The organism is Agrobacterium sp. ST15.13.013, assembly GCF_027956525.1.
In the GTDB taxonomy this organism is placed as follows: Bacteria; Pseudomonadota; Alphaproteobacteria; order Rhizobiales; family Rhizobiaceae; genus Agrobacterium; species Agrobacterium salinitolerans.
The window spans coordinates 117,133-129,589 of the sequence record NZ_JAQKGP010000013.1 but is presented as its reverse complement, the minus strand read 5'-3'; the positions used below and the strand labels follow the sequence as shown (position 1 = coordinate 129,589).

General features: G+C 57.4%; 9 protein-coding genes. 1 reads left to right on the top strand and 8 read right to left on the bottom strand.

What is annotated here, in order from left to right; genetic code table 11:
• The first annotated feature begins 341 nt into the window (after positions 1-341).
• Entirely contained in the window at positions 342-2,315 is a 1,974-nt protein-coding gene (locus tag PL597_RS14985) for a putative bifunctional diguanylate cyclase/phosphodiesterase (protein ID WP_170985647.1), read from the top strand.
• 157 nt (positions 2,316-2,472) lie between these two features.
• Here PL597_RS14985 and PL597_RS14980 read toward each other — a convergent pair whose 3' ends face one another.
• From PL597_RS14980 to tssH, 8 genes are all read right to left on the bottom strand, one after another.
• Entirely contained in the window at positions 2,473-2,910 is a 438-nt protein-coding gene (locus PL597_RS14980) for a tetratricopeptide repeat protein (RefSeq protein ID WP_137411880.1), read from the bottom strand.
• Positions 2,903-3,352 carry a hypothetical protein gene (locus PL597_RS14975; RefSeq protein WP_210239019.1) on the bottom strand — a complete coding sequence of 150 codons (450 nt, stop codon included), beginning with the start codon at positions 3,350-3,352 and terminating at the stop codon, positions 2,903-2,905. The genes PL597_RS14980 and PL597_RS14975 overlap by 8 nt, the downstream gene beginning before the upstream one ends.
• A gap of 8 nt (positions 3,353-3,360) precedes the next feature.
• The gene (locus PL597_RS14970; RefSeq protein ID WP_191217427.1) at positions 3,361-4,932 is read right to left on the bottom strand and encodes a PAAR-like domain-containing protein; all 1,572 of its coding nucleotides are present in this window, start codon (positions 4,930-4,932) and stop codon (positions 3,361-3,363) included.
• Positions 4,929-5,990 (bottom strand): DUF2169 family type VI secretion system accessory protein, encoded by a 1,062-nt coding sequence (locus PL597_RS14965; protein ID WP_077984129.1) that lies wholly within the window; start codon positions 5,988-5,990, stop codon positions 4,929-4,931. The genes PL597_RS14970 and PL597_RS14965 overlap by 4 nt, the downstream gene beginning before the upstream one ends.
• Positions 5,991-5,996: 6 nt before the next feature.
• Entirely contained in the window at positions 5,997-8,324 is a 2,328-nt protein-coding gene (gene tssI / locus PL597_RS14960; RefSeq protein WP_137411878.1) for a type VI secretion system tip protein TssI/VgrG, read from the bottom strand.
• Between the two features lie 158 nt (positions 8,325-8,482).
• A complete protein-coding gene (locus PL597_RS14955; RefSeq protein ID WP_137411877.1) occupies positions 8,483-8,983 on the bottom strand; it encodes a hypothetical protein in 501 nt (166 codons plus the stop codon).
• Positions 8,984-9,102: 119 nt separating this feature from the next.
• Positions 9,103-9,579, bottom strand: coding sequence for an Hcp family type VI secretion system effector (locus PL597_RS14950; protein WP_003504561.1), 477 nt, complete (start codon positions 9,577-9,579; stop codon positions 9,103-9,105).
• A 57-nt stretch (positions 9,580-9,636) separates the two neighbouring features.
• Positions 9,637-12,291 carry a type VI secretion system ATPase TssH gene (tssH, locus tag PL597_RS14945; protein ID WP_137411876.1) on the bottom strand — a complete coding sequence of 885 codons (2,655 nt, stop codon included), beginning with the start codon at positions 12,289-12,291 and terminating at the stop codon, positions 9,637-9,639.
• Positions 12,292-12,457: the final 166 nt, after the last annotated feature.

The window sequence follows — 12,457 nt, the reverse complement described above, 5'->3', positions numbered from 1 at the left end:
GCGCAAGAACCATTTCTCAAAGTTTGAACACGCGTTCATATTGCACGCGCGTTCAAACTTTTCAAGGGGCGTTGAAAAGGTGCTGATGAACATTGGGAGTGGGCGGGCCGCCCATGCCAAATGAACAGCTTCGCAGAAACAGGCAGTTTGAAGCAAAGGACTTATTTCCAATCAAAAATCCCCCACCCGGAAACATAAAATACTGAAAACAGTGGAATGTTGCGAAGCGAAGCGCCTGCATCTTGCGGTTGATACAATTGTCTGTCGGTTAACCCTGTGTATTTCCAATGACGTAACAGGAATTATGTTACAAATGTCGTTCTGTACTTGAAGAGCCATGAATGAAAATACTGACCACCACGCAAAAACTGCATGATTTCATGTCCGTCCGGTCCGACAATCCTGATCTGCTGAAAGCACAGTATCGCGCTTTCAGCCGACAGATGCCGATGATGTATTTCATCCTGCTTTCAAGCACATGGGCGCTTGCAGTAACGCATATGCAATTGGCGCCGCTTTGGCTCACCGTTGGAGTTCCCACCCTGTTCACGCTCGGCTGCACGCTCAGGATCGCCTTCTGGTGGAGGACGCGCGGCATGGATCCCGAACCGCGGGTGGCGCATGCAGCCCTTCGGCGCACGAACCGCCTCGCTGCCGGCATCGCCATGGCATTTACGCTATGGTCTTTCCTTCTGGTGCCCTATGGGGATGCCTATATGCAATCACACGTCGCCTTCTATATGGCGATTACTGTCATTTCCTGCATTTTCTGTCTGATGTATGTGCGCTCGGCCGCCTTCACGGTGACGCTCATCGTCAATGGCGCCTTCATCGCCTTCTTTCTGGCCTCGCAGCAACCGACATTCGTTGCCATTGCCATCAACGTGCTGCTGGTCTGCATCGGCATGATGTCCATTCTGCTGACCAACTACCGCAATTTCGAGCGCATGGTCATTTCACAACAGCGCACGGAAGCGCTCAGCAACGAAAACCTGCTGCTTGCCAATATCGACAGCCTGACGGAACTGCCCAACCGCCGTGCCTTTTTCGCCCACCTTGAAGCCGAGCTCGAAAAAGCCAGGGCCAACGGAACCCGGCTGGCGCTGGGTGTCATCGATCTGGACGGATTCAAGCCGGTCAACGATCTTTACGGACACTCCGTAGGAGACAGGCTGCTGGTCAATGTCAGCAAACGCCTCACCGCCAATCTGAAAGCCAGCAGGGCCTTTCGGCTCGGCGGGGACGAATTCGCCATCGTCGCCCCGATCATACCCGATGACGCGCAACTCGTCACAAATGCCAATGCGATCTCCGAGCAGTTGAGGGCGCCTTACCATATGCCGGAGGGCACCGTGCATGTTTCCGCATCCATGGGAATTGCCGTGTTTCCGCACCTCGCTTCAACGCTTGAACAGCTATTCGACAGGGCGGATTATGCCCTTTACCACGCCAAGAAAACCCGGCGAGGCGATGCCGTTCTGTTCGATGCGGAGCACGAAAAGCAGATCAATATCGAAGCCCGCGTCGAGCACCTGCTCAAGCAACGGGATATGGAAAGCGAGCTTTCGGTCGTGTTTCAGCCGATCGTCGATATACGCGACGGAAGAACGGCAGGGTTTGAAGCGCTGGCGCGCTGGCACAGCCCGGTTCTCGGGCATGTGCCGCCTTGCCAGTTTTTCCCCATCGCGGAACGGGCCGGCATCGTCGGTTCGCTGACACGACCGCTTCTCAAGATGGCGCTCGCCTCCGCCGCCACATGGGAACCCTCCCTGCGCCTGTCGTTCAACCTTTCGGCCCAGGACCTCAATTCCCATGAGGGCGTACTTTCCCTTCTCGGCATTATCGAAAACAGCAACTTCGATGCATGCCGGCTGGACCTTGAAATTACCGAGACGGCTTTTGCCCATGATTTCGAACAGGTGAGGCAATCGGTCGAAATGCTGCGCCGCCTCGGCTGCGGCATATCGCTGGACGATTTCGGCACCGGCTATTCCAGCCTGACGCGACTGCATGCATTGCCGCTGACCAAGATCAAGATCGACCGCAGCTTCGTCACGGACCTGCACGAAAAACCGGCCAGCTACAAAATCGTGAAATCCCTTCTCACCCTCAGCCGCGACATGGAACTGGAATGCGTGGTGGAAGGGGTGGAAACACCAGCCGAGCTCACCGCACTCGAAGGCCTCGGCGCCACGCTGGTGCAGGGCTACATCTATGCGCCGCCGCTTCGGGAAGAGGATGTCGGTGCGTTTCTTTCGGGCCAGGCGACTAGAAGCGGAACTTCCGCTGGCAAACGCAGAAACAGGCTCCGCTAGATCAAACCAGCGAAGCCATTTCACGGTCTCTTCCAAACCGCCACATGGCTCCGGTCAAGACTATGAGAGATGACCGAAATCACAATGTTCATAGTCAAAGACATGCAACCGATCGTCCCGGGCAAAAAATACGAACAAAACGAGAATTAACACGGATTTATATTAGCTTCTCTTTTATCAAGAGCGATAAATATTTAGGGTCCGCATCCGCAAATAGATCGTAGCCTTCCAGCATGTATGCGCGCAAAAGATGTTCTTTCGCCGCAAAAGCATCGCCTAGCTCGAAAAAGGAAACTCCGAGTCCGAATTGGACAAATGCATTGGAGAAGCCGTTCCCACTATTTTCCGCCTCCCGAAAGGCACGACAAGCGTTTTCCCAGTCACCAACCTGTAGGAATGCATCACCAATAGAAGCGTTCAACCATACCGATGCATCCCATATCCGCTTCGGAGTTGGCAAAAGAGCGAGAGCTTGCCGCCACGAAGTTATCGCTTCCACCGGCAAACCGCGCTCATCGAACTCGTCACCTATGGATGAGAGGCGAATTACTTCACGGTAGATATCGTCGGGGAGTTCCTGCTCGTTATTATTCACGGCCTTCTTTCCGTTTGAGGTAGAAATCCAGGTACTGTTTTTGATCCCCTGCGAATCCTTTCTGCCCATATATTTCGAATAGTCTACCAAATACGTAGTACGCTCGCTCTCTATCGCCGAGTTTGTACATTGCTTCCCCTTCCGTCATAAGAACAAGGTGGTCCTCATGATTTGGATCGTCATACATTTTCGCCATGACTTCGATCCATTTGGAGGCGTTGTCCTTATCTCCCAGATCGACATAGTCTTGGACAAAGCCTGCTGATAGGCTCTGCGGGTAATAGTCCCATTTTTCTTTAGGTTCAGGTATCAACGCCCAAGCCTGGAGCCCCAGTTCGACAGATCCCGCCAAATCTCCGGCCTGAAATTTCTGACCAGATAAATCCAGCAATTTGTCAATCTGTGCCTTCAGGCTTGCTTCTATTTCAGGCTTTCTAGTCATTTTTTTCCTCAGTTGGCAGGCGGCAGGTAACGGGAGCGAGTTTGCCCCCCTCGACTCGAGTTTGATGGCCCCCATTCAAACCGATAATTGTCAGAGTTCAACATCCAATCTCGCACTTCTTGTGATCGGGCGCCATGGAAGCGTCCCGTAGAATTCCAATAGTCGACAGCGTCAACCGGGTGGTGCCCCATATGCGTTTGAGGTGAATCGACCGGTCTCCAGACATTGTTTTCGTCAAGAAATTCATCCTGCCCCCTACGGTTCGTCCGCAACAGGCCTTCTTCACGCATCCGTTCACGAACCTCGTTGCCGGTACGTGAGGTTTTGGAAGGAGTATTGCCCAGATACTGCCTGCGAAGGCTTATGCGCCGAGTACTTCTTGCACCTTGCTCACCTGTCTCCACCGCCGTTCGGCCAGCTGTCTGTGTCTGACTTCTCGCCAGAGCACCAGCCTCAGCCGTTGCGGCGGTTCTGCCTGCGACTTTCATGCCTGCAGCAACAGCTCCGGTACCACCCGCAACACCTTGGACCATTCCGACGGTGTTTTCGACCTGTTGTGCAGTCTGTTCGGATGCACCGGCAAGCCTAGCGACATCGCCGGAGGCGCTTGCAATGGCGGTTGAAGTCGCTTCACCCGTCCACGCCTGACGCAGGCCAGCCTGGAAATTGTCATAGCCGTTAGCAACAAGAAGGCCACCGCCGATCATGGCCGGGATACCCGGTGCTGCACCGACACCCGTGCCGGTTGCCGCGCCTCCAACCCCGGCAAGGGCAGCGCCGGCAACTGCCTCCGCAGCACCGCCAACCGCCTGCAGACCACCTACCGTTCGAGTAACAATCCTCCCATTGTTTTCATCGAATTCGCTGATCGCCTTTCCAGCTTCATCAAGCTTTTGGCCGGTCCAGTCCAACGCTTGTTCATACCACGCCTTATCCTGCTCATCATTCGCGTCTGGCGGCGCACTTGTCTCGGTCGATTTGACGTTGACGTATTCGCCTGGGCAATTTCCGTTGTTGAGCGTGCAGCGATCTGTGTGCCGTTGAACAGGTATTCCGTTCGCCCTTACGATAGTGGACGAAGTGACAGGTTCAACGATATTGCCGACGGTTCCTGACTTTACACCAAGGCCTACGCCGGGCTCATCGCCATACGAGCAACGGAACTGCGAATTCTGGCGCTTTATGACGAGGCCGTTTGATCGCACATCGGGCGAATAGTTGTTCTTGTCATCTCCTTTGCCCCAGCACATGTAAGGAACCGGTTTGTCCGGCGATTTGCAAACATCTGGGGACAGGCATACAGCCAACGCTGAAGCATCATCTGGAATAAATTCCGGCGGGCTCGGATTCGCGGTCGTTGGCGGCGGATGATATTCGTCTCCCTCTTCGGGGTCATTGAAATATGCGCGCTGCTCCTCCGCATCAAGGCTGCTTTTGTAATCTACGTACCCTGCGGCGCGGTCGGGTTCGTGGAAGAGGGTGGTCTGCGGCAGGTTCAGTTCTTTCGCCAAGGCGATGTTCGGCGAAGGATCTGAGCCGTAAACAGTAATTGGCTCCAGAACGGTGACATCATCGCTCATGCCATCGTCTCCGCGTGCCTGTCGGCGATTGACAGTATCGGAACACCGCGCCGTTCGGGCCAAGGAAATCCTATCCGCCACGTGAGAAATACTCGGCCAATTCCGGGCCTCATGTCAAAGTGGACACCGTCGAGAACAAGAGGGGACCACTGAACGCCCCGTCCCTGGTCGAGCTCCACCCGCAGCGAGATGTCAGGTAAAAACCCTTCCAGAGTTTCAAACTGCGGCAAGAGTCTGTGAAGTTCAAATGCTTCGTTCCCCGTCAACCAAGGCTCGGCAACCTGGTCTTTCGGTGCAGCCTGCCAAAACGAGAAATTGAAATCCGTCGGAAGCAGGGGATGCCGCTTCTCCAACCATTCGTCATCATAGGTTCCTGCGAGATCGGCGCGATCCAGCCAGAAGGGTGAAATCGGAGCAAGACCTGCAGGCGTCGGCCTGTCGCTTACCGCGCGAATTGGCAGGTTTTCGTCTTCAATCTGCGGAGCGGGCCATTCGGACCGTTCCCTGAACCGCGACTCGTCTACGAGGCCTATGCCGACAGGATTTGCCTCTATAGCCTCATGGCCCAGCCGTCCTCCAAATGCCAGCCGCCAGTCCAACGGGACGTGAGGTACCGGTTGGCCTTCTGTGAGTTCCCATCCATCCAGGGCATCCTCATGCGCCCGATCCATCAAACCACGCCAAGTCTTGCGCGTTTTTGCCCGCCAGAAACGTGGACCGTGAACGCGGAGACGCTTCTCGATAGAGCCTACCCGTAAACCGCAAGTCCACGAGGATGAAGGCTCTCCACCCGGTGAAAATGTTGCGCCTATAAATGTTACGTCGGTTCCGGGCTTGAATGGCGCAAGATCGGTGCATGCCATCTGAGGTGATTGATGCGGGTCACCGTCATAGATATCTGACATGACGAGGGGCGATTGCTTGTCCGAGAGTTGGAGAGGCCCTCCATTTGTCAGCTTGAAAGTACCCCTTGCAACCACGACTCCCATCAGCTCCCCGAGCAAGTTGTATTGTCGGAAAGCAAGGGCGGGAAATGGCGTCCTGTTATCGACGGACATTTCAGATCAACCTTTTGCTGATGAGTCCGCCGATGTCGGCGCGGCGTCTGAAAAACCGCCACCGGGTTTGTTCAAGTCAACGACCACGCCATTGATCTGTGTCGGGCCGGATGCGGTAAAGTTAAAGTTCGTGCCGAGAATAATGACGGTGCCGTCTTTTCTCATGATGAATTTCGAAGCGCCGCACTCGATGACAAACTCCTCGCCGACGATTGTTTTTTTGAATTTCCCAACATTTTCCAGCGACGTCTGGCCGACATTCGTGACCTTGCTTACCCCAACCTGCTCGGTTTTCGCCACCCCGACAGATGTAGACTGAAACGAACTGACGATCGTGTTCATGATGCCCGGCAGCGGAAACAATCCCGAAGCATCGGAACCGACGCCCGAGCCGGAACCGGCGAGCGCCGTACCCGCATCCGCACGCGGGCTCGGGCCGGAAACGACCCCCTCACGCGAGGAAAGACCGCCGGCACCGAGGAAGCCGAGTGCGGATGAGGCGAGCGTGGTGGCGAAGGCCGCGACACCGGGGCCACCGCCGCCGGCGATCTGGGCGGCCTGCGAAAGTAACCCCGCCGTCTGCCCGGAGAGCGCCTGCACGCCGGCCATGGCCATCATCGCCATCGGCCCCGTGCCGCCGACGACGGTGTTTACCGAGCCGCCGATCTCGTGTTTCTGGTTGCCGGAAACTTCCACCGCGCGGTTGCCGCCGACTGAGGCGACCTCATGCCGGTCGATGCGCTTGGTCCGGTCATTCAGAACCCGCGTCGTCTGGTCCTTCTGTGCGTGGAAGAACTGGTTCTCCTTGCCGGCCTCATCCTCGAAGGTGATTTCGTTGAAACCGTCGCCCTTGTGACTGTTGGAGCGAAGCACCATGCGCGTCTTGTTGGCGGGCAGATCGTAGGGCACGGAATTGGCCGGATTGTTGACCACGCCGATGACCAGCGGTTTGTCCGGGTCGCCATCGACAAAGGCGACCATCACCTCCATGCCGATGCGCGGAATGACCTGCGCACCCCATGTACCACCGCCCCATGCCTGGCTCACCCGCACCCAGCACGTATCCGTGCCATCCTTCTTCGCCTTGCGATCCCAAGGGAACCACAGCTTGATGCGGCCATATTGGTCAGGATGGATTTCCTCGCCTTCAGGTCCGGCGACAATCGCCACCTGCGTGCCTTCGATGCGCGGGCGTTTTGTCGATCGGTGCGGCGTCAAGGGAACGCGCGCCGGAATTGCCTCGAAGTGGTTGCGATATTCCGGCTCGTTGCTGTTTGTCTCATAGGAGAGATCGACGATGCTGTGGCTTGCCCTGATGATGACATGCTCTTCATAGGCATGCTCTGGATGGGCAACCTCGTAAGGCGTGAAGCGGCGGCCCGCTTCCAGAATACGCGTGGTCGATGAACCGAACACCCGGTCATGATCGGCTTCGATCGCCTGGGTACGCAGTTTCTGCGCCCGCTCCGCTTCTTCGACTGTCCTGATGCGGGCCGGGTATTCGTAGAGCTCGCGCTTCGTCGCATCCGGCATCTGCACCAGAGACGGCGTCATCGTGCCCGGCACCATGCCCGGCGTCTCGAAATTCCAGTCCGCACCCGCCCGCTGGCCCGAGACATAGGAAAAACGCCGCGCCCAGTCGTTGATGTGGTTGCGGTCCGACGAACCCTGCGCCAGACGCACCGTCCCCTCCCCCTGCGCGGCCGGTGACGGCCCGAGCCAGCCGCTGGCGCTATCCGCCACATGCAGCTTGTGGGAACCGTCCTCGTGGCTGAACCAGTAAAACAGGCCGTCCTCTTCGAAACGGCGCAAAAGATAGTCGAGGTCCGTCTCGTTAAACTGTACGCTGTAGTGCTGTGCAGGCGGCGGCGAGATGATGCCTGACGTATCGGGTGCGGGAATACCGTGTTCGGAAAACAGCGTCTCGACGATCTCGACCGCCGTCTTGTCCATCCAGATGCGGCAATCGGACCGGCGTGACAGAAGCCACATTTGCGGGCGGATGGTCATGGCATAGGAGCGAAGGCCCCGAGTGATAGGCGGACCCTCATGCAACTCGGTAACCAGGCCGTTGAAGGGGCGGCGCACGCCGCTGCCCTCTTCGCCATCGCCCTGTTGCACCTCGACTGAAACATCGACCAGCCGTCCGATCAGTTCCTCAGGCTTGACCGCTTCCTTCTTGGCGCGCACCGTCAGGCGAATGTCGAAGAGCTGCGACACGCCTTCCTCGACCTTCAGGCGTTCCGGCAAAAGCAGATCTTCACCCAACGGGGACGTGACCTTCAGAACGCGGCTCGCCTGAATGAAATCAGACGGCGAGGGCTGGTCGCTCATTGTCTATCTCCACAATGTACAGAATGAGAAGCGGCATGCATGGGCTATCGCCTTCAACTATTGCTGATCGTGAAGCGAGGGCGCTCGGCGCCGTCACTCATCACCTGAATTCGTTCGTGCCAGAAAGAGAGCCAAGGGCCTCCATGCTCGAACTTCCGTCAGCGTCGCTCCCCAACCAGATAAGCGTATTGGAGTTTCGTTGCATAGTTGGTCGTCACATCCATCTTTGGGCCAAACATCACATCCGGGGTAAGAACGGTCCCGATCTCTTTCGCCGTGGGTGCGGTTCCGAGAAGATATATGTCTCTCGATAAGAACATCTGATTGCCGAACGAATTAGCGACGGCATAATTCACCTGCAAAGCGAACGCACTGTGCCGGTGCTGCAGCAAAGCCTGGCCAATCTTGGTTTCATTTGCTCGCAGCCACTTCCGCAACCAGACGGAAATTGCGCCCTCGTTGAGAGCGGCGGCAGCCTGGCTGAACACGGCTGCCGCCGCTCCACCGACAGCAGCGCGCTGATTGAATTGCCTCGGGCCGTCGGGAAGGCTCATATACGAAAGATCGGGTCCTCGACCCATCCTCTGAGGTGCCAGGACTTCGTCCTGCCGAACGGGACGGACGGTGAAACTGTCTGTAGAAACGGAAAAATTAGGCATTCAACACGCCTCCCTCTGGACGACATAACGAAAAATGCGGCACCGTCAGCGTTACGAGCTGTTGGTCCGCAAGCCCGGATATATGGTCCGGTGCCCGCTAAGGCACCGGACCTTTGTCATCAGGCGGCCTTCGTCGTCGCCAGATCGTAAGAGGCGATCATCGGAGACTGCGGCGAGTTGTTGTCGTCGAACGGCGTGTACTTCACTTCCATCTTGGTGAAGTTGAGCTTGATCGTTTCCACCGGACGGTCACCGCTGGAATCCACCGAGTAGCTGGCGATGAGTGTGTTCGTCAGCAGATACTCGATATAGGTGTTGCCGGGATTGCCCGTGGTCACCAGATGGATGGTTGCGAGCTTGCCAGTGCGGCCGGCGCAGGCTTCCTGGAAAAGCTTGGTGGAAGAAGAATCGCTAACCTTGGTCAGAATGACTTCCGAGATCGTCGGCTCGGATGCTTCGCGGTTTGCAGCAGAACCAGCAGAGGTGTTCATGTTGCGGGCCACGTTCCAGTGAATGGCTTCAATATCCATCCACTTGCGGTGCTCCTCATGCGTGGCGTCGCCCTGGATACCGTCAATCTGCAGATAAATTGGCATGCTGTAAGCTCCTGTAGCTGAAATGACCTCTTGCTCCGAGGCCGAGTTACCCTTCGTTTAATGCCGCATGCGTCGGGTAGCCCCATCCGACGCGGCAACTTTATCCACCCCAACCTCTTCGGTTACGGCGAATTCATCTGCTTCCCCAGCCTCTTCGGCACGAATGCCGAACCCGTTTTCACCAAAATCGACAATGATCGTCCCGACACGCTCTCCCGCGATGACCTTCTCGAGGAAAAAGCTGGAAAGAGGCGGCAGGAGATCCCTGCCGATCATGATTTCGATGGCGCGTGCGCCGATTTCACTTGCACCGGCACGCGCCACCAACGCGTCGCGCGCGGCATCGGAAAGGGTCAGGTCGGCGCCGTATATTGCGAGCACGCGTTCCCTGATCTTGCCGATCTGCATATCCACAATCCTTGCGAGTTCTTCCGCACCGAGCGGCATGAAAGGCAGGATGATCGTGCGCCCGAGGAATGCGGGCTTGAACTGTCTGGTCAGCTCCGGCATCAGCAGCGCTTCCAGCGCCTCGCCTTCCGGCATCGTATCCGGATCGGCGGAAAGCGCGGCCAGCAGTTCCGAACCGGTATTGGCCGTCATGAAGATCGTGGTGTTCTTGAAATCGACGTCGCGACCTTCGCCGTCGCGCAGCACGCCCTTGTCGAACACCTGATAGAAAATATCCTGGACGCCGGGATGAGCCTTATCGATCTCATCGAGAAGGAGAACGCCGAACGGCCGGCGGCGAACCGCTTCCGTCAACACGCCGCCTTCGCCGAAACCGACATAACCGGGCGGCGAACCGAGAAGCAGCGAAACCTTGTGCTCCTCCTTGAACTCCGACATGTTGATCGTCGTCAGATGGCTGTTGCCGCCATAGAGCAGATCGGCGAGTGACAGCGCCGTCTCGGTCTTGCCCGTTCCGGACATGCCGACGAGGAAGAACACGGCAGGCGGGCGGCGTGGATCGGACAATCCGGCACGGGCGGTGCGCATGGCATCGGCGATGCGGCCGATTGCAGCATCCTGCCCCACGACTCGCTGGCGCATGCGCGCATCCAATGTGCGCGCGCTTTCGATCTGGTCGGCCAGAAGTTTACCGAGCGGAATTCCGGTCCAGCGCGATACGACGGATGCAATCGCTTCACGATCGACCATCGTCGGCACTAGTCTTTCGGCATTTGCCGGTTTGGTCTCAGCCGCAGGCCGCAGGCGCGACACATTCGACGCGCCGGTTTCAACGGGCTGCTCTTCGCTGAGTTCAGCCATTTCCGCATCGTAACGGCCACGCAGATCGTCGATCCCGCTCTCAAGCTTCTCGACTTCGTCGCGTATCGACTGGATACGGCCTTGGATCTCGTCATCCTGCGGTTCACGCAGGAGCCAGTTGAACTCATCGGTCAGAAGACGCCGCTCGCTTTCCATCGCGCGCAGCCGTTCCGGCAGGGTCTGCCGCGCCAACGAAACGGCCGCCGCTGCCGTATCGAGAAGGCTGACGGCCTTGTCCGGCAATTGCCGCGCCGGCATGTAACGCGCCGACAATTGCACTGCCGCCACAATCGCCTCGTCACGAACGATAACGTTATGATGGCTGATGAAGCTATCGGCGACACCGCGCAACATGCGGATCGCGGTCGTTTCATCCGGCTCGCGCACATGCACGGGCTGGAAACGACGCGTCAGCGCCGCATCCTTTTCGAAATATTTCTTGTATTCGCTCCAGGTCGTAGCCGCGACGGTGCGGACTTCGCCGCGCGCGAGAGCAGGCTTGAGAATATTGGCCGCATCGCCCTGTCCGGCCGCACCACCGGCGCCGACAAGCCCGTGCGCCTCGTCGATGAACAGGATGACCGGCTCGGCCGAGCGTTTTACCGCATCGATCACGCCATGAAGACGGCGCTCGAACTCACCCTTCACGCCGGCACCGGCCTGCAGCAGGGAAATATCGAGGTTCAGCAGGCGAACGTTGCGCAATTTTTCCGGCACATTTCCGGAAGCGATTTCGAGCGCCAGCGCTTCGGCGACCGCCGTTTTGCCAACCCCGGCTTCACCCACCAGAATGGGATTGTTCTGACGACGGCGCGTAAGGATATCAACGAGTTGGCGCAATTCATCATCGCGCCCGATCACCGGATCGACCTTGCCGTTCCGGGCGTCGGCGGTCATGTCCTGGGTGTAAAGACGCAGAAAATCGTTCTGGCCGGCGGCCGGCGCGGCGCCCGCCGTCGCGGGAGAAACCTCTCTTCCGCTGCTGTCTTCAACCGAACTGCGAAGGCGTTCGAGAGCCGCGCGATCCATCGCCTTCAGCGACGGAAATGCCGAGCGGACAAAAGAGCGGAGCGAGGTTTCCTCGTCCATCGCCAGAAGCAGATCGCAAAGCGTCACGCGGTCGCGCCCGGCCTCCAGCGACGCGAGAACCCATGCCTCACGGCCCACCGTCAGAATGTTCTGGGAGAGCGACAATGCCTCTCCATCGCCGATAACAGCCTCTTCCAGGCTGCGGTCGATTTCCGTCTGTAATACCGGAAGTGGAATTTTTAATTCTTCGAATGTTTTCGCATAGATGCCGGCATCTACAACCGCTAGCAGCCAATGCGGGATATCCACGTACCTGTGCCCCATACGCACCGCAACAGAAGCCGCAGCTTCAAGCGAGACACGCAGGTCAGGCTCAAGCGCTTCAACGAGGCGATTGAGATCGATATGCGACATGCAATGAGCCTCCTGCCCGGGTTCATTCCACAACGTGACGTGGAATAACTATGATGATGAAACCGGGTTGTCCACCCCGAAGTTTATTTTTTATCGGGTTAGATTAGGTGGTAGGCGCCACAATTTAGACACATTTTGAATAAGTCTGTCTGAGGAATAGCCTTAC